This window comes from Duganella qianjiadongensis, from assembly GCF_009857915.1.
Taxonomy (GTDB): domain Bacteria; phylum Pseudomonadota; class Gammaproteobacteria; order Burkholderiales; family Burkholderiaceae_D; genus Rugamonas; species Rugamonas qianjiadongensis.
The window spans coordinates 191835-214842 of record NZ_WWCM01000006.1 but is presented as its reverse complement, the minus strand read 5'-3'; the positions used below and the strand labels follow the sequence as shown (position 1 = coordinate 214842).

Here is a 23008-nt window from a genome sequence, read left to right as displayed (position 1 = left end):
CGTGATTCACAGTTGCTCGACGTTCGGGACAGGACTACCCCGCCATGTTAACCGATAGCTGGCTCCTTTGCGAACATTGCCCACCAGCGCAGGGCGGAAACAGGCCAGATTGGTGCCGCCTGCCTGACGCACGCTAGGATAGATCAGGCCTAGCGCACCGCCGTCGAGCAGCCGCTCGGCCAGCGTCTGCGAAGCGATATAGCTGTCCGCTTGCAAGCAGTCCCGATACTGTTCCTGACCACGCAGATCGTGGAAGCTGGCGGTAAAGTCGGCCAGCATGGCCTGATACTGCACGCTGTCGTCGTAGCGATTGATTTCGGCGTATTCCACGGCCTTATGGAAGCTCACTTCGGCCAGTGCCGTGTTCACATCGAAGGCGCAATACCAGGCGCCCCGTTCACCCGTGTTGAAACGGCTGCCTTCGGGGCGGGCATAGGTATAGGCCGCATTGATGATGCGGAAGTGCGGCACGCCGAACACCAGTTCATCGGTGGTAATGCCGGGTGCGCCGCCATGCTGGGCGCGCAGGCGGGCGTTGGTGGCATTATCGAGTTCGAACAGGTCGTGCAGTTCCTGTTCCGTTTCGGCCAGCGGCGACAGCACCGAATCCTCGGTATCGGCAAAGCGCGAGGGCAACAGACGGCAGGTATCGAACTGGCGTAGCGGCGTGATTGGCGGCATCAGCTTGAGCGGCACTTACAGCCCTCCGCGCCGCGCGTCCAGCAGTTGCCGGACAATCTGCATGGCGGGCAGGCCGCCAGCGAGCAGATAGGCCAGCGGCGTGCGGCCGCCGAACAGCAGATTGGTGTTCGCCAGGCCGATCCACTCGTCGGCCAGCTGGTCGCCATACAGAATGTGCAAAGCCTTGTAGATGCCGAGCAGGTAGGAAATGCGCGTGATGCAATCAACTTCCAGCGTGCGTTCCGGCTTCTTTTTCCACTCGTAGTAGGCGCTGTTGGAAATGCCGCCTAGCAGTTCGCGGGCGTCCTCGTCACGCAGTCGCCAGGCTGCCACCAGCTTGAAAAAGCCTTTCAGGGCCGCTTTGCTCAGGCGCTCCCGTTCGGCCTTGGCATGCAGGTCGACCAGTATGGTGGGTTCGAAGCGGCTGCGTGGGTAGGCGTAAGTCAGGTGCATATATCCTCCGTCTTTGGATTAGTTATACTCCTTTTCCGGAGGATGTTCAAGTGTAGACCTGTCAAGCTGGCTCGGCGTGTTCCACCAGCAATTGCACTTTTGTTACGCCGTTGTACTCGTTGGCATCCAGCCGGAACGCCACTTTGGCCCGTTCGCCCAGCGCATCCGTGTGGCCGAACCAGATGGCATCGTAGCGCGCGCCGTTCTTTTCCAGCAGCAGCTTGAGGTGGCGCTCCTTGAGGATGCGCTGGCTGACCACGCGGAAATCGTCGCAGAAAACAGGCGGCGCAAAGCCCTGTCCCCACACCTGCCCATCCATCAGGCTGATGAAATCGGTGCTGAAGAAGGCATCTTCCAGCGGACCATCCGTCTCGATCACCCGTTCCAGCTGCTGGCTGCTGAGCCAGGCACGGCCCACTTCCTCGAAGGCGGCAGCAAAGGCCTCGAAGGCATCGGCGCGCAGCGTCAGCCCCGCCGCCATGGCGTGGCCGCCGAACTTGTCGATCAGCGTGGGGGCTTTCTTCGATACCAGATCGAGCGCATCGCGCAGATGGAAGCCCGGAATGGAGCGGCCTGAACCTTTGATCCAGCCGTCGCCGCCCGGTGCAAACGTGATGGTGGGGCGGAAGAACTTTTCTTTCAAACGCGAGGCAACAATGCCGATCACGCCCTGATGCCATGCCGGATCGAACACGCAGATGGTGCTGCTATTGGCCGGTTCGAAGCTGTCGAGGTGGAGCAGGGCGGCATCCTGCATCTCGGCTTCGATCTCGCGCCGCTTGAGGTTGATGTCGTTGAGCTGTTGGGCCAGTTCCCACGCCCGTGTTTCGTCATCGGTAATCAGACATGCGATGCCGAGCGACATATCTTCCAGCCGGCCAGCCGCATTCAGGCGCGGACCGAGCGCAAAGCCCAGATCGAAGGGATTGGCATTGCGCGGATTGCGGCCCGCTACGCGGAACAGGGCGGCAACGCCCGCGTGCATGCGGCCTGCGCGCATGCGCTTGAGGCCTTGCGCTACCAGTATGCGGTTGTTGCTGTCGAGCCGCACCACGTCGGCCACCGTGCCCAGTGCCACCAGATCGAGCAGATGGTCGAGCTTGGGCTGGGTCTGGGCGTCGAAAATGCCGCGCCGGCGCAGCTCGGCGCGCAGGGCTAGCAGCACATAAAACACCACACCGACGCCGGCAATGTGCTTGCTGGGGAAGCCGCAGCCGGGCTGGTTGGGATTGACGATCACTTGAGCGGCCGGCAGTTCATCGCCGGGCAGGTGGTGGTCGGTGACGACTACGGCGATGCCGCGCCGGTTGGCTTCGGCCACCCCGCTGATGCTGGCAATGCCGTTATCGACGGTGATGATGATATCGGGCTGCTTTTCCCGCGCCGTCAGTTCGACGATTTCCGGCGTCAGACCGTAGCCGTACTCGAAACGGTTGGGCACGATGAAATCGATGCTGGCGCCCATGCTGCGCAATCCGCGCAGCGCCACGGCACAGGCGGTGGCGCCGTCGCAGTCATAGTCGGCCACGATCACCATGCGTGCTTGGCGTGCGATGGCGTCGGCCAGAAAAACCGCTGCAGCATCGATATGCAGCAGGGCGCCGGGCGGTGTCATGGCGCTTAGTTCGCTGGAAAGTTCCTGCGGATCGCTCAGGCCGCGCGCTGCGTACAAGCGCGCCAGTACCGGATGGATGCCACCCTGACGCAGCATTTCGGCAGCACGTAGCGGACAGGGGCGGGTGAAGATCCGGGTCATTTCAGCCTTGCGTGATTAAGTTGTCGAGATTGCATTTGCGCCAGAAAGCGTGTAGTCCCATGCGCGTGCAATCGACTTGCAGGGTGCGTTCGCGGTCATTGAGCAGCAGAGTAAGCTGGTTGAGCTGGCCGCTACGCAAAGCGAGCAGCAGGGGCGCCAGCCATTCCTGCTCGATTGCGTGCATGCGCTCCAGCCAGAGCGACCATTCGCCCGCCTGCGCGGGGCCGATCAGACCGGGCAGCAGCAGCGGACGGGGGGCGGCCAGCAATTGCTGTACATCGGGCTGACGCCATGCGCTGTCGGCCAGCGCCTGCATCCAGTCAGGGCCGCCCGCTATGGCGAGCGGCGCCCGTGCTGCATGAGCCGCTTCGGCGCCGCCCCAGATCCAGCAGGCATTAATGAGCGCCGCGCCGCGCGCTTCGCGCGCCTGATTGACGGGATGTTCATGCCATGCCATCTGGATTTCATTCTGCAGGCGGCGGCAGCTGCGCGCATGTTCGCCTTCGGGCATCCAGTCCGCCACATTCTGGGTTACCGCCGCATCGGGCGTGGCCGTGTCAAGGCTGGCCCAGCCGTCGGCGCGCCAGAACCATAGCTGGGGCGTGGCATACAGCAGGCTGCCGCCATGCTGTTCGAAGCTGGGGCGGGCGCTGTCATACAGTGCGCGCGATTCTGCTTCGCTCAGGTTCAGGTGGCGCTGGTCTGCCAGCAGCAGGTGGGTACGCGCCAGCTGTAAATGGCAGGGCTGGACCATGAACCAGTAACCCTGCTGTGCTGCAGCGCCCAGCGCGTAGGCCTGCATCGCCCGCGCTGCCAGCGCAATGCCGGCACCAGGCTGACTGGTCTGCTGCGCTAGCCAGATTTCATGCGGCAGCGCCCGGCTCTCGCTATCAACAATACGGGTCTGCAAACGTTTGTGGCGTGACAACAACGTGGCGAATGCTGGGGTTTCAAGCACGCGGATCAGGTCGCCAGCAAGCTCAGTAGGTGGCAAAGCAAAAGGAAGTACAACGGTCATCGGGTTCATGTCGCCATTGTAGGCTATCGCGCAATCAGGTGGAATATTGCTTGACGGAACAATTATTTATAACGGAGAATCTTTCCTTAAGAAAAAATCATTTCACTGCAATAAATTTTGCTATAATCTCGTCAATACAAATGTTTTAAAGGCAAGTCTCTGATCCAGACATCTGCCTGATGTAAGTCAAGCCGGCCACTGCTGACCCAGCCCCGTCATCAGTCTTTTCGGCAAGTTCAATAAATCCAAGAACAACTTTTAAAGACTAAAAAAATGATGAATACCACTTTCAGCGGCTTTGCAGTAGAGGTTCTGGCATGAGTATCCAGCTTGTTAAAACCAGCATTAACGTTTTTGAAGACACTCAAAATACGTTTGAAATACGCGACCTGCTCAAGAAGGCGGGTTTCAATAGCACCTCCGATCTGACCATTACGTCGATTACCGTGACGCTGCCAGATGGCAGCAAGTCGACTGTGAACACCGGCTTGTTCGGCATGGTCGATAAAGATACCGTCTATGTCCGTCCCGGCGAATGGGCCAAGGACTGGTTCGGTAAATTCACCACGCTCGATCTGGTGGTTGAAGACAAGGTCGGCGGCACCGCCGTCAATCTGGGTCTGACCGTGAACGTCGATCCGGTCAATGACGCGCCATTCGGCGCCAATAAAGTGTTCGATCTGCCTAACGGTGCTGCGGTGGTGCTGGCACGTGCGGATTTCGGCTTTGTTGATCCGGTTGAACATGACGGCTTCAATTCGGTCATCATCAGCTCGCTGCCTAGCGCCGGCAAACTGTTGCTGAACGGCGTAGAAGTCACCGCCAACACGGAAATCACCGTGGCCGATATTGATGCTGGCCATCTGAGCTACGTTCCAAGCCAGACGCAGGCAGGCAGTTTCGACGTCGGCTTCCACGTGCGCGACACGGGCGGTATGGTAGGCCCGGGCGCTGCCGATACCAGCGTAGCCGAGAACCACCTGACTTTTAATGTGCCTAAAGCACATCTGGGCGATTTCGTCTGGGAAGATACCAACGGCAATGGCGTACAGGATAGCGGCGAAGCCGGTCTGGCCAATGTCGTGGTGCAGCTCAAGGATGGTAGCGGCAACGTGGTCGCTTCCACCACCACTGACGCCAGCGGCAAATACCACTTTGATGTCAATCCGGGTACGTACTCGGTCACTGTGCAGGCGCCGGACGGCTATGCTGCAAGCACCAAGGGCGCCGGTGCCGATGCCGGTCTCGATAGCGACATCGATGCACAAGGCAATACCGGCAGCATCACGCTGACTCCGGGCCAGACCAACAACCAGGCTGATGCCGGTCTGGTGCGCCCCGTTTCGCTGGGCAGCACGGTCTGGTACGACACCAACCGCGACGGCATCCAGAACAATGGCGAGGCGGGTGTCGCCGGCGTGAAAGTCACGCTGCTGGATGCGAATGGCCAGCCTACCGGCGCCACCGCGACTACCGACGCCAACGGCCATTATCAGTTCAATGGCCTGAAACCGGGCAGCTACAGCGTTCAGTTCGATAAGACCTCGCTGCCCGTTGATTACTACTTCACCACGCAGGGTCAGGGCGGCGATGCCGCCAAGGATTCCGACGCCGACGCCAGCACTGGCCAGACGGCTCAGGTTACGCTGAATTCGGGCGATACCGCCCAGCATCTGGATGCAGGCATCGTGGTGCGTCAGGCTAGCGTGGGTGACCGCGTATGGGTGGACAGCAACGGCAATGGCCAGCAGGATGCGGGCGAACAGGGCATCGATGGCGCGCTGGTCAGCCTGAAAGATGCAGCAGGCAAGGTCATCAGCACCGTGACCACCCATGACGGCGGCCAGTACAGCTTCACCGTGGATCCGGGCACTTATTCGGTTTCCGTTTCGGCACCGGATGGTTACGTGGCGACTAGCGGCAACCCCGGCGCTGCCGGTAGCACCGTCAGCCTGCAAGCTGGCGCAGTCAACAACGACGTCGATTTCGGCTACTACCGTCCTGCTTCGCTGGGCGACAAAGTGTGGATCGATGCTAACCGTGACGGCGTGCAGGATGCTGGCGAAGCGGGCGTAGCGGGCGTCAAAGTGGTGCTGCTCGATGCCAGCGGCAAGCCTACCGGCGCTGTGGCTACGACCGATGCCAACGGCAACTACAGCTTCAATGATCTGAAGCCGGGCACCTACAGCGTACAGTTCGACAAAGCTACGCTGCCGGCCAATTACGTCTTTACCACTGCTGCTCAGGGCGGCAATGGCGCGGCCGATTCCGACGCCGACGTCAACACCGGTGCGACCGCGCAGGTAACGCTGGCCTCGGGCGACCACAATACCGACCTCGATGCAGGTCTGGTTGTGGTGCAAGGCAAGCTGGGCGACCGTGTTTGGGAAGACAGCAACGGCAATGGCGTGCAGGATGCGGGCGAGCAGGGCATTGATGGCGCAGTCGTTACGCTGAAAGCTGCCGACGGCCACGTGGTCAGCTCTGTCACTACCCATGATGGCGGCCAGTACAGCTTCACGGTGGATCCGGGTACCTACTCGGTATCGGTTGCCGCTCCAGCTGGCTATGTATTTACCGGTGCTGCCAAAGGCGGCAATGGCGCGCTTGATAGCGATGTGGGCGCCGACGGCAACAGTGGCAATGTAAGCATCGTTTCCGGCCAAAACAATGTCGACCTCGACGCTGGCGTATACCGTCCTGCCAGCCTGAGCGAAGTGGTGTGGATCGACACCAACCGCGATGGCCGCCTGAATAACGGCGAAGTTGGCGCTGCCGGCGTGAAAGTCACGCTGCTCGACGCCAGCGGCAATCCGGTGCCGGGCGCCGTCGCGACCACCGATGCGAATGGCCACTACCAGTTTGATGGTCTGGCGCCGGGCAGCTACAGCGTGCAGTTCGATAAATCCACTCTGCCAGCCGGCTACAACTTCACCAGCGCAGCGCAGGGCGGCCCGGCGGGCGCAGGCTCCGATGCTGATACCAGCACCGGCAAGACCGCGCAGGTAACCCTGGCTTCGGGCGATAACCTGACCGTGCGTGCCGGTCTGGTAGTCCAGCAGGCAACGCTGGGTGACCGCGTGTGGGAAGATAGCAACGGCAACGGCGTGCAGGATGCCGGTGAACAGGGCCTGAATGGCGTCACCGTCGACCTGAAAGACAGTCTGGGCAATACCGTCGCCAGCACCGTCACCCATGATGGCGGCCAGTACAGCTTCACGGTTGATCCGGGTACCTATAGCATTGCCGTCAAAGCACCAGCCGGTTTTGGCGTCACGGCGCAGGCGCAGGGCAGCAACGCCGCTGCCGACAGCGATATCGATGCCAGTGGCAACAGTGGCAGCATCACGCTGACGGCCGGCCAGAACAACGCCACGGTCGATGCCGGCCTGGTGAAATTCGCCGAACTGGGCGATACGGTCTGGAACGATACCAACCGCAATGGCGTGCAGGATGCCGGCGAAACCGGCCGCGCCGACGTGAAAGTGTCGCTGCTGGACGCCAGCGGTGCAGTGGTCGCCACCACCACCACCGACAATGGCGGCCACTACCTGTTCAACAACCTGAAACCCGGTGTCTACAGCGTACAGTTCGACAAGGCATCGCTGGGCGACGGTTATCAGTTCACCAGCGCCCACACGGGCAGCAATGGCGCGATGGATTCCGATGCTGACAGCAGCACCGGCCTGACCCAGCAGGTCACGCTGAGCTCGGGCTCGGTCAACCATGATCTGGACGCCGGCGTTTCCGTGGTTCAGGCCAGCATGACCAGCCGCGTATGGGAAGACAAGAACGGCAATGGCGTGCAGGATGCGGGCGAAGCCGGCATCGTAGGCGTCAAGGTTGAACTCAAGGATGAGAGCGGCAAAGTTGTCGCCACCACCAGTACCGGCGCGGACGGCAAGTACAGCTTCACGGTTGATCCGGGCAAGTACTCGATCTCGGTGACGGCACCGGCAGGCAGCACGGCCACCACGCTGCATAGTGGCAGCGATGCAAGCGTCGACAGCGACGTTGGCAGCAATGGCCAGAGCGACCAGTTCACGCTGGTATCCGGCAACAACGATGCGCACATCGATGCTGGCTACTACAAGGCCGCCTCGCTGGGCAACCGCGTCTGGCTCGACAGTAACAAGAACGGTCTGCAAGATAGCGGCGAAGTCGGCGTTTCGGGCGTAAAAGTACTGCTGCTCGACGCTAACGGCAGCCCGACTGGCGCAGTCGCCGTCACCGATGGCAACGGTAACTACAGCTTCAGCAATCTGAAGCCGGGCACCTACAGCGTGCAGTTCGATACCAGCACGCTGCCCGCCAACTACGTGCTGACCACGGCACATGCCGGCAGCAATGGCGCGCTCGATTCCGACGCTAGCGCCGGCAGCGGCCTGAGCCAGCAAGTCACCCTGAACTCGGGCGACAACTATCAGGATCTGGATGCCGGCATCGTTGCACTGCCAGCACGCATCGGCGATCGCGTCTGGCTCGATAGCAACGGCAATGGCGTGCAGGATAGCGGCGAGCAGGGCGTTGATGGCGTGGTGGTGACGCTGAAAGATACTGCCGGCAATTCGCTGGGCACGGTCACCACCCATGACGGCGGCCAGTACAGCTTCACCGTCGATCCGGGCACCTACACGGTGTCGGTTGCTCCTCCGGCAGGCTATGCCTTCACGGCAGCAGGCAAAGGCGGCAATCGCGCCCTCGATAGCGATGTCAATAGCAGCGGCAACGCCACTGTCTCGGTGGGCGCTGGCGAAAGCAATTATGACATCGACGCCGGCATCTATCGCCCCGCTTCGCTGAGCGAAGTTGTGTGGATCGATACCAACCGCGACGGCCGCCTGAACAACGGCGAAGTGGGCGCAGCAGGCATCAAGGTTACCCTGCTGGATGCAAGCGGCAATCCTGTGCCGGGCGCATCGGCAGTGACGGATGCCAGCGGCCATTACCAGTTCAATGGTCTGGCACCGGGCGTGTACAGCGTGCAGTTCGACAAGAGCACGCTGCCAGCGGGCTACAACTTCACCTCGGCTACGCAGGGCGCGCCAGGTAGCGGTGGTTCCGACGCCGATACCGGCAGCGGCAAAACCGGCCAGGTAACCCTGAGCTCGGGCGACAACCTGACTGTACGTGCCGGTCTGACGGTGCAGCAGGGCACGCTGGGCGATCGCGTCTGGGAAGACAGCAATGGCAATGGCGTGCAGGATAGCGGCGAAGCCGGTATCGACGGCGTCAAGGTTGACCTCAAGGACAGCCTGGGCAATACCGTGGCATCGACCGTGAGCCATGATGGCGGCCAGTACAGCTTCACCGTTGATCCGGGCACGTATTCGATCGCAGTAACTGCGCCTAGCGGTTACGGCATCACTGCCAAGAATCAGGGCAGCAGCACTGCGGCCGATAGCGACATCGACGCCAGCGGCAAGAGCGGCAGCGTCACGCTGACGGCGGGGCAATCCAACACCACCGTGGATGCAGGCCTGTACAAGTTTGCCGAACTGGGCGACGTGGTGTGGAATGACACCAACCGTAACGGCGTGCAGGACGCCGGCGAAACCGGTCGTGCTGGCGTGAAGGTCACTCTGCTGGACGCTAGCGGTAAAGCCGTAGCCAGCACCACTACCGATGTTGACGGCCACTACCTGTTCAACAACCTGAAACCGGGCACCTATAGCGTTCAGTTCGACAAGACCACGCTGGGCACCGGCTACGCCTTCACCTCGGCACATACCGGCAGCGACGGCAGCGTCGATTCCGATGCCGATGTCAGCACTGGCGCCACCCAGCAGGTAACGCTGGCGTCCGGCAGCTCCAACCACAATCTGGACGCTGGTGTCGTTGCACTGCAGGCCACCATCGGTGACCGCGTGTGGGAAGACAAGAATGGTAACGGTGTGCAGGATGCCGGCGAAGCAGGTCTGGTCGGCGTCAAGGTCGATCTGAAAGATGACAAAGGCAATATCGTCAAGACCACCACCACTGGCACCGACGGCAAATACAGCTTCACCGTGGATGCCGGTAAATACGCCATCTCGGTGACGGCGCCTACCGGCATGACCGCGACCACCCAGCACACGGGCAGCAACGATGCGGCGGACAGCGACATCAACGCCAGTGGCCAGAGCGACGTGGTCACCGTCACGCCGGGCCAGAGCAACCTCAACGTCGATGCCGGCTTCTACAAAGGCGCGACGCTGGGCGACCGCGTCTGGCTCGATACCAACCGCAATGGCCTGCAGGATACGGGCGAAGTGGGTGTGGCCGGGGTGAAAGTGATTCTGCTGGATCAGGCCGGTAATCCTACCGGTGCGACCGCCACCACCGACGCCAACGGCAATTACAGCTTCACCAACCTGAAGCCGGGTACTTACAGCGTGCAGTTCGACAAGACCTCGCTGCCGACCAACTACATCTTCACCAATGCCGATCAGGGCACGAGCGATGCCAAGGATTCGGATGCCAACGTTAGCACCGGTAAAACGGCTCAGGTCACGCTGACTTCGGGTCAGGTGTACAGCGATCTGGACGCCGGTGTGATGGCGATTCAGGCAAAACTGGGCGATACCGTGTGGGAAGACAAGAACGGTAACGGCGTGCAGGACAGCGGCGAAGCAGGGCTGTGTGGCGTGACCGTACAACTGAAGGATGCCACCGGCAAAGTTGTAGCCACCACTACGACCGACTCGGCTGGCCATTACACCTTCACCGCCGATCCGGGCAGCTACACGGTATCGGTAACGGCACCAGGCGGCTACAGCTTCACCACCAAGGATGCCGGCACCGATGACACCAAAGACAGCGATTTCAGCAGCGCCGGTGTCAGCAATGTCGTCAAACTGGCTGCAGCGGAAGTCAATAACACGGTGGATGCCGGTCTGTACAAAGCGGCCGCCATCGGCGACCGCGTCTGGTACGACAGCAACAAGAACGGCGTGCAGGATTGCGACGAATGCGGCGTCGCCGGCGTTAAAGTCATTCTGCTCGATGCCGACGGCAAGCAGGTTGGCAATGCCGTGACCACGGATTGCGATGGCAACTATATGTTCAGCAATCTGAAGCCGGGCGTGTACACCGTGCAGTTCGACAAGACTACGCTGCCGGAAGGCATGACCTTCACCAAGGCCAATCAGGGTACCAGCGACAGCGCTGACTCGGATGTGGATGCCAATGGCCTGTCGCACAGCGTGACCCTGGTTTCCGGCCAGACCGACAAGTCGGTCGATGCAGGTGTCGTGGCAGCTGCCACCATCGGCGACAAGGTGTGGATAGACAAGAACGGCAACGGCCTGCAGGATGACGGCAGCGACAGCGGCAAGGCTGGCGTGACGGTAGAATTGCGCAATGCTGCCGGTAACGTGGTCAAGACCACCACCACCGATGCTAACGGCAACTACAAGTTCTCGGTCGAAGCAGGCACCTACTCGGTCAGCGTGAAAGCGCCTACCGGCTACACCCTGACCACGGCAGGCGCTGGTACCGACCGTACTATCGACAGCGACGCAGATGCCAGCGGCAATCTGGGTACCGTGACGGTAACGGCAGGCCAGAACGTGACCAGCCTCGACGCCGGCCTGTATCAGAAGTCCAGCATCGGCGATAAAGTCTGGTACGACACCAACGGTGACGGCATCAAGCAGTCGACCGAACTGGGCGCGGCCAATGTAACGGTCTCGCTGCTGAACGAAAAAGGCGTGGTGGTTGCCACCGACGTGACCGACTCCAGCGGCGCCTATCTGTTCACCGATCTGGGCCCTGGCAAATACTCGGTCAAGTTCAACGCGCCTAGCGGTTACATGTTCACCAAGCAGGATCAGGGCAGCAACGATGCCGTTGACTCCGACGCTGGCGCCAATGGTGTGACCTCGCAGTTCAGCCTGAACTCGGGTAGCAATGATCTGACCCGCGAAGCCGGTCTGATCAAGTCGGGCAGCATCGGTAATCTGGTATGGGAAGACAGCAACTACAACGGCGTGCAGGATGCCGGTGAAGCCGGTGTTGACGGCGTGACGGTCAAACTGTACGACAGCAATAACGTACTGAAAGCCACCACCGTCACCCACGACGGCGGCCAGTATCAGTTCACCGGTCTGGCAGCAGGCTCGTATCAGGTGGAAGTGACCAACAAGACGGGCTACTACTTCACCAAAACGGGCGCAGGTACCACCAGCACCAATTCGGACATTACCACGGTCAACGGCAGCACTGGCCGCACCGACATGATTACGCTGGCCGCTGGTCAGGATGTCAGCTACAAGGACGCCGGCGTGTACCGTAAAGCCAGCATCGGCGACAAGGTGTGGCGCGATGCCAACCACAACGGCGTGCAGGACTCCGGTGAAGAAGGTATCGGCGGCATCAGTGTTTCGCTGTTCGATTCCACCACCAATAAACAGGTGGGCTCGACCATCAAGACCGATGCTAGTGGTAACTACAAGTTCGCCGACCTGAATCCCGGCACCTACTATCTGGTGTTCGACAAGACCAATGTGACGGTGACCTTTGCTTCCGATCATGGTACCTACAACATGAGTAACTGGAAGTGGGGCGTGAAGAATGTGGGCAGCAACGATGCCATCGATTCCGACGTGGTCGGCGACGGTAAGGACTTCGCTAACGTGACCCATACCGACACCATCACGCTGACCTCGGGCAAGAACGACATGAGCTGGGATGCCACCATCACACCGATCGCGATCGATCTGAACGGCGACGGTATCCACACCATCGCCCGCGAAGCGATGACCGGCAGCTTCGATCTGCTGGGCACGGGTAAAGCCATTCAGACTGGCTGGCTGTCGGGCAGCGATGGTTTCCTCGCGGTCGACCTGAATGGCAACGGCAGCATCGATGACATCAGCGAACTGTTCGGTGGTGCCGCAAAAGGCGCCGGCTTCGCCAAACTGGCTGACTACGACACCAACCACGATGGTGTGGTCGATGCCAAGGACGTCCAGTTCAGCAGCCTGCGCATCTGGCAGGACGCCAACAGCAACGGCAAGACCGATGCAGGTGAACTGATGACGCTGGAACAGGCCGGTGTGGTCAGCCTGAAGGTCAGCTATGTGGAACTGCCGTTCGTCGATGCTAATAACAACGTCCACCTCGAGCGTAGCAGCGTGGTCATGAGCAACGGCAAAACTGCCGACATGACGGACGTCTACTTCAATGTGGCCCGCGAAGATGCGCAAGCGGCAGGCATTACCGCGCCGACGATCGCTGATCTGGTAAGTGGTGAAAATGTGACAACGTTAGTTGGCCAAAGCCAAATTCCTGCACATATTTGAAATTTCTTGATACAATATCCTAAAGACAACTAAGATTACATTATGAAAACTACCTTCAACAAAGCAATGCAAGCCGCTGTCGCCGCAGCCGCCCTGACTTTCGCCACCGCCAGCTATGCCTCGCCTGAGGTCTACAACAGCGACTTCAGTGCCGGTGCCAACCTCAATCAGTCGATCAATGCGACTGGCGCAGCCTTCTTCGGTCAGGACCGCGAGTGGAACGGTGATTTCAGCATCGATGTACAGGTATTCCAGATGGTCAACGCCGGTAAGCCTAGCCAGCAATATGTGGCTTACTGCATCGAGCCTGCTATTAATTTCAATGGTGGCGACTACACCGCGACCTATAATTCGCAGCCAAGCACGGCAGTGCGTAAATTGTTCGAGTCGTCCTATGCCAGCACTCAGGGTAATTCGACCAATCAGTTTGCTTTCCAGCTGGCACTTTGGGAACTGGCAAATGACGACGCCAACCTGGCCACCGGCGCACAGAAATACGTGATCAACGCTGGTAGCCCTGCAGAGTTTCAGGCAGCACAAACTATGCTCAGCAACGCTCTGGCTTACAACCTGACCACCGACCACTACAGCTATGTAACGTTCTCGAACGCTGGCTCGCAGACTCTGCTGGGTGTGAGCGCAGTACCGGAAGCCGATACCTGGGCCATGATGGCAGTAGGTCTGGGCCTGGTAGGTCTGGTAGGCCGCCGCAAGCAAAAGAACGAAAAATTCGCTTAATCTCTTAGGGATTCAAGCATAGCCGCGCCCCCGCAGGTCTCCTGCGCGGCGCGGTTTTTTATGGTTCTTAATTAAGCGGTTACCCGCACATGGGCCAATGTGTGGCACACTTCGGGCTCGTCTATGCAAACCTTCACCGGAGCCCATGAGTCTTATGCAGAATTTGCCCTTCGAATGGCTGGTCGGCCTGCGCTATACGCGCGCTGGCAAGCGCAGCGGGCGCAATAGTTTTATCTCGTTTATTTCCCTGATTTCCATGGCCGGCATCGGTCTGGGCGTGGCCGCCCTGATCGTGGTGCTGTCCGTGATGAACGGTTTCCAGAAGGAAGTTACCGACCGCATGCTGTCGGTGCTGGCCCACGTGGAAGTGTTCGATGCGCGCGGCGCCATGCCGGACTGGCACGCCGCAGCGGCCGAAGCGCGCCGCAATCCCGCCGTGATCGGCGCGGCGCCGTTTGCCGAAACGCAGGGCATGCTGGTACGCGACGATGTGCTGCGTCCGGCCATCATCCGTGGCGTGCTGCCGGAGCAGGAGCCCAACGTTTCCGATGTGGCCAAACAGACCCGCCGCGGCAGTTTCAATGCCTTGCAGCCGGGCAGCTATAACATCGTGCTCGGTATCGAACTGGCGCGTGCTCTGCGCGTGAATCTGGGCGAGAAGATTACGCTGGCACTGGCGCAAGGCCAGCCTACGCCGGCGGGCATATTGCCGCGCGTGCGCACGTTCACCGTGGTGGGCATCTTCGAAGCGGGACATAATGAATTCGATTCCGCGCTGGCCTTCGTCCATCTGACTGATGCCGAAAAGCTGCTGCGTCTCGATGCGCCCGCCGGTTTGCGCTTGCGCCTGGCCGATATGCATAAGGCGCCGCAAATCGCGCAGGAACTCAAGAACAGCATGTCGGGCGACCTGATCATGCGTGACTGGTCCAAGCTCAACGCCAACTGGTTTGCGGCAGTACAGACGGAAAAGCGCATGATGTTCATCATCCTGACGCTGATCATTGCGGTGGCGGCCTTCAATCTGGTATCGACGCTGGTGATGACGGTAACCGACAAGCAGGCCGATATCGCCATCCTGCGCACGCTCGGTGCCACGCCGCGTTCCATCATGAAAATCTTCATGGTGCAGGGTGCACTGGTGGGCATACTGGGTACTTTTATCGGGGTGGCGCTGGGCGTGCTGGTGGCCCTGAATATCGACGTGATCGTGCCATTTATCGAGCATTTACTGGGAGTGCAGTTCTTGTCCAAGGATATTTATTACATCAGTACGGTGCCGTCTGACCTGCGCTGGCCAGACGTATTCAAGATCGGGGGTGTTGCCGTCGTGCTGGCATTTGTGGCCACGCTGTACCCGAGCTGGTGGGCCGCCCGCGTGAAACCTGCGGAGGCACTGCGCTATGAGTAATCAGGAACCGCTAGTGCTTTCCTGCCGCAATCTGGGCAAGACTTTTACTCAGGGCAGCTACTCGGTACAGGTACTGAATGGCATAGATCTCGATGTGCGGCGCGGCGAGCGGGTCGCTATCGTCGGCGCCTCCGGCTCCGGCAAATCGACGCTGCTGCATCTGCTGGGCGGGCTCGATACGCCGACGCGCGGTAGCGTGACGCTGCAGGGCAAGGATTTTGCCAGCCTGAGCGAGAGCGTGCGCGGTGATCTGCGCAATGCTGCGCTGGGCTTTGTCTACCAGTTCCATCATCTGCTGCCTGAATTCAGCGCGCTCGACAATGTAGCCATGCCGCTGATGATACGCCGCATGAAACGGGCCGAGGCTGCCAGTGCCGCGCAGGCTATCCTGGCCCGCGTCAATCTGGCCAAGCGCGTCACCCACGTTCCGGGCGAGCTGTCTGGCGGCGAGCGTCAGCGCGTGGCGCTGGCGCGTGCACTGGTGACCCAGCCGGCCTGCGTGCTGGCCGACGAACCGACCGGCAATCTTGATCAGGCTACGGCACAGCAGATTTTCGATCTGATGCTGGAACTGTCGCGTACGCTGGGCACGGCCTTCGTCATCGTCACCCACGATCTGGAACTGGCGCGTCGCTGTGACCGCGTGCTGCGCCTGACCGATAACGGCCTGCAGCCTTACCAGGACTAGCGTATGTGGATCGATACCCACTGCCATCTGGATGCGCACGAATTTGCCGGAGATGGCGTGGGGCAGGCTGTGCTGGCGCAGCAGCAGGGCGTGGGAATGATCGTCATTCCGGCCGTCGAGGCGGCCAATTTTTCCACCGTGGCGGCACTGGCGGGCAGTGCTGCTAATGCCAGCTACGCGCTGGGCATCCATCCGATCTATGTCCCCCATGCGAGCGAAGACGATCTGCTGACGCTGCGCACACAGGTGGCGGCAGCCATACGCGACCGGCGCTTCGTGGCACTGGGCGAGATCGGGCTGGACTTCTTCATTCCCATGCTGAACCAAGCGCCCATGCGCGAGAAGCAGATTCACTTCCTGCGCGAACAGCTCAAAATTGCCCGCGAATACGAACTGCCGGTATTACTACATGTGCGTCGTTCGCAGGATGTGGTGCTTAAGCATGTGCGCCAGATTCGTCCGGCAGGCGGCATTGCCCATGCCTTCAACGGCAGCATGCAGCAGGCGCTAGCCTATATAGACGCCGGTTTCAAGCTCGGTTTCGGCGGTGCCATGACTTATACGCGCGCCTTGCAGATACGGCGGCTGGCGGTCGAGTTGCCGCTATCGTCCATCGTGCTGGAAACGGATGCGCCCGATATCTCACCAAGCTGGATACATCCGGGCCGTAATAGCCCGGATCAGCTAGCACGCATAGGCGCCGAACTGGCGCAACTGCGCGGTATTCCCGTGCTCGAAGTGGCACAGGCTACCACTGCCAATGCGCGCGCAGTTCTGCCACGGCTGCCTGTTTGATGCAGTTCAAGCTAGCTGCAGCTGCCGCCGCACCTTAGCGTTCCGTTCGCCGCGTACGCGCATAATGAGCAAACCCGATCAGTATTCCCGATATTGAAGTTTTTGCTGGAACGAGGCTTAGCGCAGATCTGCTGCCATGCGATGGGGCTTTAGCGGGACTGGCCAGATGCGTTGGAAGCGGCAGGTACTCGCATAGCGTGGCCGGAGGCGATGATGCGGTTGGCCAGTCTGAGCTTTGTCGGCGGCGCGGTCTGGCTTCAGCAGCAGGCCAGTTTGCCCGCGTGGCGCGAGTTGGCACAGGCCATCGCCGTGCTAGCCGGCATCGCGCTATTGCTGCGCTGCTGTCCCTCGAGGATGGGCCTGCACAGGGTGGTGCGCCATCTGCTGCTGCTGTGCTGCGCTGTAGTGGCTGGCTTCTTCTGGGCGGCGATGCAGGCGCAGATGGCTCTGGCGCTAGCCTTGCAGCGGCAGGACGAAGGGCGCGATCTGCATGTAAGCGGCCTCATCGACAGCCTGCCGTACCGGACGGAGCAGGGCGTGCGGTTCAACTTCCGTATCGAACGCGTGTTATCCGGCACGGTCAATAGTGTGCCCCAGCATATTTCACTGGGCTGGTATCACGGCCTGTACGGCGTAAGTTCGCTGGTGCCCGATCTGAAGGCGGGCCAGCGCTGGGAGTTCACCGTGCGGCTGCAGCGCCCGCACGGCAATGCCAATCCCTATGGCTACGATTACGAGGTCTGGCTGCTGGAGCAGGGCCTGCGTGCCACCGGCTATGTGCGCAAGCCCGAGACGGCGCGCCTGCTCGATGCTTTCGTCCCCTGCGGGGTCTGTCTGGTCGAAGCGCTGCGCGGCGTCTTGCGCAGCCGTATAGAGCAGGCACTGGCAGGCCAGCGCTATGGCGCAGTGATGGTGGCCCTGGTGGTGGGCGATCAGCACGGCATCCGCCAGCCGGACTGGCTGATCTATACACGTAGCGGTATCAGCCACCTGATTTCCATCTCGGGTTTGCACGTGACGATGATCGCGGGGCTGTTTGCCATGCTGGCAGGGCAGTTATGGAGACGCTCCTTCTTCACGGCGGCGCAACTTCCCCTGCTGTTGCCGGCGCAAAAGGTAGCCGCGCTGGCCGGTGCGGTGGCAGCTTGTGCCTACGTGCTGCTGGCGGGATTCGGTGTTCCGGCCCAGCGTACGCTGTACATGCTGCTGGTAGTGGCGCTTGCGCTCTGGAACGGACGAATAGCCGCTCTGAGCCATGTTCTGGCCTGCGCCTTGCTGCTGGTGGTGGCGCTGGACCCGTGGGCCGTACTATGGCCGGGATTCTGGCTGTCCTTCGGTGCAGTGGCTGTGCTGGTCTATGCGGGCGGTGGCCGCGCAGCTACCCGGGACGCACTGCCTGTCTCGACTACCGGCCTTGTCGAGCATGTGCCGGGCGGACGGAAAGTACCGACGTTGACGCAACGCTGGCGTGTAATACTGCATGAAGCGAGCCACGCACAGTATGCGGTAACGCTGGGACTGGTGCCGCTGACCATGCTGCTGTTTGCCCAGTTCTCGCTGCTTAGTCCGCTAGCCAATGCGGTGGCCATCCCGCTGGTGAGTCTGATTATCACGCCGCTGGCTCTGTTAGGCAGCGTCGTGCCGGAGCCCGCCTGTACATGGCTGCTGCAACTGGCACACGGATTATTCGCGCTACTGGCTTGCATACTTGAATGGCTGGTGGGGTTCCCGCTAGCGGTATGGCGTGCGCCTATGCCGCCATTTACCCTGTTCGTCTGGGCGCTGATAGGAACGCTGTGGCTGCTGGCGCCGCGCGGCTGGTCGTTACGCTGGCTGGGTCTGGCAAGCTGGATTCCCTTGCTGATCGTGCAGCCAACAGCGCCGGTGGCGGGTGCCATGCGGGTCATCGCGTTCGATGTGGGGCAGGGCATGGCGGTGCTGGTGGAGACGGCGAATCACCGGTTACTCTACGATGCAGGCCCTGCCTATGGGGCGGATGCCAATGCCGGTAGTCGAACCATCCTGCCGTATCTGCAGGGGCGAGGCATTACGGCGCTGGATCGCCTCATCGTTAGCCATAGCGATACCGATCATGCCGGCGGCGCGCTGGCCTTGCTCACGGCGCTGCCAGAGACGGCGCTCTGGTCGTCTCTAGCTGCTGGACACTCCGTACGGCGCGCGGCACGGCATACGCAAGCCTGTAGCGCGGGCCAGCAGTGGGACTGGGATGGCGTGCACTTTGAGATGCTGCATCCGCTCGTCGCTGCCGGCGTACCGTGGGGAATCAGGGCAAATACGGTGAGCTGCGTGCTCAGAATTAGCAGTCCGGCGGGCAGCTTGTTACTGGCAGGAGATATCGAAGCAGGGCAGGAGCGCGCTCTGGTGCAGCGTTATGGCAAGCAGCTGCGTAGCAGTGTCTTGCTGGTGCCGCATCATGGCAGTAACACTTCATCGACTGCGGAATTTCTGCAGGCCGTGCAGCCGCGCCACGCGCTGTTCCAGCTAGGCTACCGCAATCGCTACCACCATCCCCATCCGGCGGTCTGGTCGCGCTATGCGGCACAGGATATCGCGCGCTGGCGCACGGATGAAACTGGTGCTATCGAACTGAATTTCGACGCAACCTTGCAAATCACTGCATACCGGCAGCACCATGCACGCTACTGGTATGGCCAATAAATTAGAGCATTTTGCCCAAGTTCTGGTGCCGTACTGCCATTACAATCGTCCAATAACAACGATAGGGAGACTGCTTGTGAGCAAGCCCAAGCTGCATTTTGCACACGCCAATAGCTATCCGGCGGGTGTGTATCGACAATTTTTTGCCGAGCTGGAAAAGGATTTCGCTATACAGGCGCTGGACATGCATGGTCACAGCACCCATTACCCCGTCAGCGACGGCTGGCCGAAACTGGTGGATGAGTACATAGCGGAACTCGAGGCGCGCTATGCCGAGCCGGTGATACTGGTGGGCCACTCGCTAGGCGGCATGCTCAGCCTGATGGTGGCGCGGGCGAGGCCCGATCTCGTGCGTTGCGTGGTGATGCTGGACGCGCCGGTCGTGGCCGGCTGGCGTGCGCTGTTCTGGCGCCTGATCAAACTCAGCGGCAATGCGTTCCGCGTGCCGCCTGCCAAGAATTCCATCCGCCGCCGCAACGTCTGGCCAGATGCCGCATCAGCCTATCAGCACTTTGTCAGCAAGGACATCTTTGCCGCCTGGGCGCCCGGCGTGCTGCACGATTACATCAGCAGCGGCCTCAAGCCCCATCCGGAAGGCGTGCAGTTGCGCTTTACCCGCGAGGTGGAAACCAGCATCTATGCCAGTCTGCCGCACCACCTGTCGCGTCTGGTGAAACGTCCGTTTCCCACGCCAATAGGGTTTATTGGCGGCACGGATTCGTGGGAAACCAGCCAGTCCGGCCATGCCCACACACAGGCGCTGGTGGGCCGGCATTTCCGCATCATCTCCGGCGGACACCTGTTTCCCATGGAGTCGCCTGAACTGGCGGCACAGGAAACGCGGGCAATGATAGTCAATTTGCTAGAGGAAACGGGGAAAAATCTGCCTCAGAGCAGGGCTTTCGCGTAGAATCTCGGGCATTCGGCGCTCCGGCGCCGCCCTTGAACTTAAGGATAGCCTTGCGATGACGATTAAAAGCGATAAATGGATACGCCGGATGGCGGAGCAGCACGGGATGATCGAGCCTTTCTTCCCCGATCAGGTACGTCAGGAAGAGGGCCGCAAAGTCATTTCCTACGGTACTTCGTCGTATGGCTACGATATCCGCTGCGCCGATGAATTCAAGGTGTTCACCAACATCAACAGCACCATCGTCGACCCTAAGAATTTCGATTCGAATTCCTTTGTGGACGTGAAAAGCGATGTCTGCATCATTCCGCCGAACTCGTTCGCGCTGGCCCGCACCATGGAGTACTTCCGCATTCCGCGCGGCGTGCTGACTGTGTGTCTGGGTAAATCGACCTACGCCCGCTGCGGCATCATCGTCAACGTAACCCCGTTCGAGCCCGAGTGGGAAGGCTATGTGACGCTGGAGTTCTCCAACACCACGCCGCTGCCAGCCAAGATCTACGCCGGTGAAGGCTGCGCGCAGGTGCTGTTCTTCGAGAGCGACGAAATCTGCGAAGTGTCCTACAAAGACCGCAATGGCAAGTATCAGGGCCAGCATGGCGTGACGCTGCCCAAGGCCTGATTCCGGCTTTACCCATCTTTACATCCCGCAGGCTATGTCCTGCACAAATGTGGCCGTTAACTAGATTAATGGTAACGTTTTAGGGAGGTAAAGATGGTTAGCGCAGTAGGTTCCAGTACGTCGGCGAGTGCCGCCACCAGCAGCTCGGACAGCAGCAGTGCCATTGCAGCGCTGCAGAAGCAGCTGCAAAGCTTGCAGAAGGATCTGGTCGTAGCCAACAAGGACACGTCCGATGCCGGCAAGCAGAAAGCCCAGCTGATTGAAGCGCAGGTACAGGCCATACAGGCCCAGATTGCCGCGTTACAGGCAGCAGCGGCGCAGAAAGCGGCTCTGCAGGCATCCCAGCAGAGCAGTTCGCAACAGTCGGGCAGCAGCACTAGCAATAGCAGCAACACCGGCAGCGACAAGCGCTACGACACCGTCGGCAGCGTGATCGACACCACTGCCTGACAGGGTGGGAAGGCGCAGCCGGTCTGGTTGCGCCGGATCTAGCGTTTGAGGGGCAAGCGCAGTTCGACACACAAGCCACCACCTTCGCGGTTGGTGGCTTTTATTTTGCCGCCGTGTGCTTCGACAACATGGCGCGCGATGGCCAGCCCCAGCCCATGGCCCTCTACGCCGGCATTGCTGGAGCGGAAGAAGGGCTGGAAAATGGTATCGAGATCCTGCTCGGCTACGCCGGGGCCGCGATCGAGCACGCGCAGCGTCAGCCAGCGTCCGCCTGCGGTTTCGGCTATTAACTCCACAGTGCCGTGCTCGGGGCTGTGTTTGATGGCATTGCGCACCACGTTTTCGATGGCGCGCGCCAGCAGTTCCGCCTGTCCTGTGACGATCACATCCGTGTCGCCTTGCAGCAGCACTTCGCGCCGTACGCTGCGTGCTTCGAAGGCTGCATCATCGGCAATCTGTTCCAGCAGTTCGGCCATGGCCACTTCTTCCTGACTGGTGCGGATGGCTCCCGCTTCGAGCCGCGACAGGGTCAGCAGTTCGCCCACCAGCTTGTCCATGCGTACGCTTTCCAGTTCGATGCGCTGCATCGAAGCCGCCATTTTCTCCGGCTGCTGATGCGCCAGGCCAATAGCCGCCTGCAGACGGGCTAGCGGCGAGCGCAGTTCATGCGAAACATCGTGCAGCAAACGTGTCTGTCCATCGATCAGTGCGCGCAGGCGGGCAGTCATGCGGTCGAAGTCGCGGCCCAGATCGTTAAGTTCGGCACTGCCGGTGCCGCTGCCAAAGCGGGGCGCCAGATCGCCTTCGGCCGCGGCATCGAAGGCTTGCCGTAAAGCACGTATCGGACGCGAGAAATACCACGCAAGGATGAACGAGAACAACAGGCTGGCCAGAGTAGCAGCGGCCAGCGGGATCCAGGGCGTCATCGGGCCGCGATGCATGCCGCCGCGGCCATCGTAGCCCGGTGGTGGGCGCGACTGATCCGGCTCCGGAGCACGTTCCATTGCGCTGTCACGCATGGCGGGACCTGCACCGCGCGGTTCGTGACCGGGGCGGGTGCCCGGCAATTCCAGCAGCTTGGGTTCCGTCAGGGTTTTCAGTAGCGGGCGATCAAGATTGAAACCGTGCGCCGGCAGATAGAGCAGGTACAGTTTGCCGTCGGCACTGCGCAACTGGCGCAGGCCACGCTGGCGCTCGTCGCGCCTGAGCAGGGCGCGCGCTTCGCTGACCGTGGCGGCATCGAATTGGCGTCCCAGTAACTCGTGGTTCTGTTCATCCACGGCAAACACATGATAACGGCCACCTGCCTCCAGCATGCGGCGCAGGGCAGCACTGCCGCCGAACTCCAGCGTACTGGCAGCGGCATTGATGGCCATTTCGGCAGGCGGGCTGGTGTCGACATTGTGCGGCTGGTTTTCGCTCTGGGCACGACTGCGCAGCCAGACGGCGCCGCCTATGCCTAGGGTGGCGGTGATCTGGGCCAGCAGTATGCAGACAAAGAACTTCCAGAACAGTCGGCCCAC

Annotated in this window: 14 protein-coding genes; 9 read left to right on the top strand and 5 right to left on the bottom strand. The window is 60.8% G+C overall.

Annotated features, from left to right (window positions below; genetic code table 11):
• Positions 1 to 6: 6 nt before the first annotated feature.
• From GTP27_RS10985 to GTP27_RS10970, 4 genes are all read right to left on the bottom strand, one after another.
• Complete coding sequence (locus GTP27_RS10985; protein ID WP_202416709.1) at positions 7 to 681, bottom strand: RES family NAD+ phosphorylase; 675 nt, start codon at positions 679 to 681, stop codon at positions 7 to 9.
• Between the two features lie 15 nt (positions 682 to 696).
• Positions 697 to 1134, bottom strand: coding sequence for an antitoxin Xre-like helix-turn-helix domain-containing protein (locus tag GTP27_RS10980; RefSeq protein ID WP_161039219.1), 438 nt, complete (start codon positions 1132 to 1134; stop codon positions 697 to 699).
• 61 nt (positions 1135 to 1195) lie between these two features.
• Complete coding sequence (recJ, locus tag GTP27_RS10975; protein ID WP_161039218.1) at positions 1196 to 2890, bottom strand: single-stranded-DNA-specific exonuclease RecJ; 1695 nt, start codon at positions 2888 to 2890, stop codon at positions 1196 to 1198.
• A gap of 1 nt (position 2891) precedes the next feature.
• A complete protein-coding gene (locus tag GTP27_RS10970) occupies positions 2892 to 3908 on the bottom strand; it encodes a hypothetical protein (RefSeq protein ID WP_229633676.1) in 1017 nt (338 codons plus the stop codon).
• Between the two features lie 317 nt (positions 3909 to 4225).
• Here GTP27_RS10970 and GTP27_RS10965 point away from each other — a divergent pair, with 317 nt between their 5' ends.
• The 9 genes from GTP27_RS10965 to GTP27_RS10925 all read left to right on the top strand — a co-directional run bounded on the left by GTP27_RS10965 (position 4226) and on the right by GTP27_RS10925 (position 21485).
• Positions 4226 to 13192, top strand: coding sequence for an SdrD B-like domain-containing protein (locus GTP27_RS10965; protein ID WP_161039216.1), 8967 nt, complete (start codon positions 4226 to 4228; stop codon positions 13190 to 13192).
• A 42-nt stretch (positions 13193 to 13234) separates the two neighbouring features.
• Positions 13235 to 13930, top strand: a complete 696-nt coding sequence (locus tag GTP27_RS10960) for a PEP-CTERM sorting domain-containing protein (protein ID WP_161039294.1) — start codon at positions 13235 to 13237, stop codon at positions 13928 to 13930.
• A 145-nt stretch (positions 13931 to 14075) separates the two neighbouring features.
• Positions 14076 to 15341 carry a lipoprotein-releasing ABC transporter permease subunit gene (locus GTP27_RS10955; RefSeq protein ID WP_161039215.1) on the top strand — a complete coding sequence of 422 codons (1266 nt, stop codon included), beginning with the start codon at positions 14076 to 14078 and terminating at the stop codon, positions 15339 to 15341.
• On the top strand, positions 15334 to 16029 hold the full coding sequence (gene lolD / locus GTP27_RS10950; RefSeq protein WP_161039214.1) for a lipoprotein-releasing ABC transporter ATP-binding protein LolD: 696 nt from the start codon (positions 15334 to 15336) through the stop codon (positions 16027 to 16029). Before GTP27_RS10955 ends, lolD begins: the two co-directional genes overlap by 8 nt.
• Before the next feature lie 3 nt (positions 16030 to 16032).
• Positions 16033 to 16824, top strand: coding sequence for a TatD family hydrolase (locus GTP27_RS10945; RefSeq protein WP_161039213.1), 792 nt, complete (start codon positions 16033 to 16035; stop codon positions 16822 to 16824).
• A 210-nt stretch (positions 16825 to 17034) separates the two neighbouring features.
• Complete coding sequence (locus tag GTP27_RS10940) at positions 17035 to 19503, top strand: DNA internalization-related competence protein ComEC/Rec2 (RefSeq protein WP_308495240.1); 2469 nt, start codon at positions 17035 to 17037, stop codon at positions 19501 to 19503.
• 76 nt (positions 19504 to 19579) lie between these two features.
• Positions 19580 to 20413 carry an alpha/beta hydrolase gene (locus GTP27_RS10935; RefSeq protein ID WP_161039212.1) on the top strand — a complete coding sequence of 278 codons (834 nt, stop codon included), beginning with the start codon at positions 19580 to 19582 and terminating at the stop codon, positions 20411 to 20413.
• Positions 20414 to 20468: 55 nt separating this feature from the next.
• On the top strand, positions 20469 to 21035 hold the full coding sequence (gene dcd, locus GTP27_RS10930; protein WP_155434009.1) for a dCTP deaminase: 567 nt from the start codon (positions 20469 to 20471) through the stop codon (positions 21033 to 21035).
• A gap of 93 nt (positions 21036 to 21128) precedes the next feature.
• Positions 21129 to 21485 carry a FlxA-like family protein gene (locus GTP27_RS10925; RefSeq protein ID WP_161039211.1) on the top strand — a complete coding sequence of 119 codons (357 nt, stop codon included), beginning with the start codon at positions 21129 to 21131 and terminating at the stop codon, positions 21483 to 21485.
• 38 nt (positions 21486 to 21523) lie between these two features.
• Here GTP27_RS10925 and GTP27_RS10920 read toward each other — a convergent pair whose 3' ends face one another.
• A complete protein-coding gene (locus GTP27_RS10920) occupies positions 21524 to 23008 on the bottom strand; it encodes a sensor histidine kinase (RefSeq protein ID WP_161039210.1) in 1485 nt (494 codons plus the stop codon).

Excerpts from the sequence above, each read along its gene's own strand:
- recJ (WP_161039218.1), bottom strand. The coding sequence starts at position 2,890 with ATGACCCGGATCTTCACCCGCCCCTGTCCGCTACGTGCTGCCGAAATG.
- GTP27_RS10925 (WP_161039211.1), top strand. The coding sequence starts at position 21,129 with ATGGTTAGCGCAGTAGGTTCCAGTACGTCGGCGAGTGCCGCCACCAGC.
- GTP27_RS10960 (WP_161039294.1), top strand. The coding sequence starts at position 13,235 with ATGAAAACTACCTTCAACAAAGCAATGCAAGCCGCTGTCGCCGCAGCC.
- lolD (WP_161039214.1), top strand. The coding sequence starts at position 15,334 with ATGAGTAATCAGGAACCGCTAGTGCTTTCCTGCCGCAATCTGGGCAAG.
- GTP27_RS10955 (WP_161039215.1), top strand. The coding sequence starts at position 14,076 with ATGAGTCTTATGCAGAATTTGCCCTTCGAATGGCTGGTCGGCCTGCGC.
- GTP27_RS10965 (WP_161039216.1), top strand. The coding sequence starts at position 4,226 with ATGAGTATCCAGCTTGTTAAAACCAGCATTAACGTTTTTGAAGACACT.
- GTP27_RS10985 (WP_202416709.1), bottom strand. The coding sequence starts at position 681 with ATGCCGCCAATCACGCCGCTACGCCAGTTCGATACCTGCCGTCTGTTG.
- GTP27_RS10980 (WP_161039219.1), bottom strand. The coding sequence starts at position 1,134 with ATGCACCTGACTTACGCCTACCCACGCAGCCGCTTCGAACCCACCATA.
- dcd (WP_155434009.1), top strand. The coding sequence starts at position 20,469 with ATGACGATTAAAAGCGATAAATGGATACGCCGGATGGCGGAGCAGCAC.
- GTP27_RS10970 (WP_229633676.1), bottom strand. The coding sequence starts at position 3,908 with ATGACCGTTGTACTTCCTTTTGCTTTGCCACCTACTGAGCTTGCTGGC.
- GTP27_RS10945 (WP_161039213.1), top strand. The coding sequence starts at position 16,033 with ATGTGGATCGATACCCACTGCCATCTGGATGCGCACGAATTTGCCGGA.
- GTP27_RS10940 (WP_308495240.1), top strand. The coding sequence starts at position 17,035 with ATGATGCGGTTGGCCAGTCTGAGCTTTGTCGGCGGCGCGGTCTGGCTT.